This window comes from Burkholderia sp. Ap-955 (assembly GCF_011753045.1).
In the GTDB taxonomy this organism is placed as follows: Bacteria; Pseudomonadota; Gammaproteobacteria; order Burkholderiales; family Burkholderiaceae; genus Burkholderia; species Burkholderia lata_D.
In genome coordinates, this window is sequence record NZ_VWWH01000216.1 from 1 (window position 1) to 1,038 (window position 1,038).

The window sequence follows — 1,038 nt, forward strand, 5'->3', positions numbered from 1 at the left end:
CGGCCGCGCGCGGTGGCCGCGCTCGCCGTCGCGCTGGCGCTCGGCACCGCGTTCGCGCTCGTCCAGCTGCACGAGTGGCGCGATCATCCCTATGGCCCGACCGCGCACCTGTACGGCAGCCTCTACTTCACGATCACCGGGTTCCACCTCGCGCACGTCGTCGCCGGGCTCGCGATCCTTGCGCTGCTGGCCGGGTGGACAGCCGCCGGTTTCTTCGGCCGCGAGCGGCGGGTCGCGCTGACGGTCGGCGGGCTCTACTGGCACTTCGTCGACATCGTGTGGCTGTTCATCTTCACCGCGCTGTACGTGTCGCCGTACTGGCTCAGGAGACCGGGATGAGCGGCGCGCAACGTTCGTGGACCCCGCTGCTCGCGATCGCGGCCGGCCTCGTCGGTGCGCCGGCGCTGTGGTTCGCGCAGATGCTCGTCTCCGAGACGCTCGCGTCGACCGCGTGCTATCCGCTCGGCGTCGCGCAAGCGGTGCCGCGCTGGGCGCACGTGGGCGTGTGGCTCGCGCTGATCGCCGCGTGCGCGTTCGCATTGGCGACTGCCTTCGCGACCTGGGTCGCGCGCGCCTGGCGGCATCGGCACGATACCGATGCATCCGGCGCGACCCGCGACGACAGCACGCGTTTCCTCGCGCGCTGCGGGATGCTCGCCGCGCTCGGCTTCGTGATCGGCCTCGTGTTCACGGGGATCGTCACGGCTTTCGTGGGGCCTTGCAGCCCATGGCACTGATCCTGAACCTGATCCTCGACCCGCTCCGGTTCGCGCGGCCTGATGCGCCGGGCCGTCGCGCCGGCGTCGCGCTCGGCGCGCTTGCGGCGCTCGCCGTTTGCGGCGTGCTCGCGGGCTGCAGCCCGCAGGACGACACCGCGCGGACCGACGATACGCCGGAAGCCGCGTCGTCGGCTTCGGTGCCGTCGGACGAGCCCGACACCGGCTGGCGATACATCCGGATTCGCGCATCGGCCGCAGACGCCGTAGCGCCCCCTGCGTCGATGTCCGCGCGTGCGAGCCAGGATCCGTGGCTCGCGCA

At 72.4% G+C, this 1,038-nt stretch carries 2 protein-coding genes and 1 pseudogene; all 3 read left to right on the forward strand.

Features of this window, described 5'->3' with window-relative positions; translation table 11 throughout:
• A partial coding sequence (locus F3J15_RS37395) for a cytochrome c oxidase subunit 3 (protein WP_166897833.1) occupies positions 1–339 on the forward strand: 339 nt, incomplete at its 5' end.
• The gene (locus tag F3J15_RS37400; protein ID WP_166897835.1) at positions 336–737 is read left to right on the forward strand and encodes a cytochrome C oxidase subunit I; all 402 of its coding nucleotides are present in this window, start codon (positions 336–338) and stop codon (positions 735–737) included. The genes F3J15_RS37395 and F3J15_RS37400, both read left to right, overlap by 4 nt.
• Positions 728–1,038, forward strand: a pseudogene (locus F3J15_RS37405) (hypothetical protein); the annotation flags it as partial. The gene F3J15_RS37400 and the pseudogene F3J15_RS37405, both read left to right, overlap by 10 nt.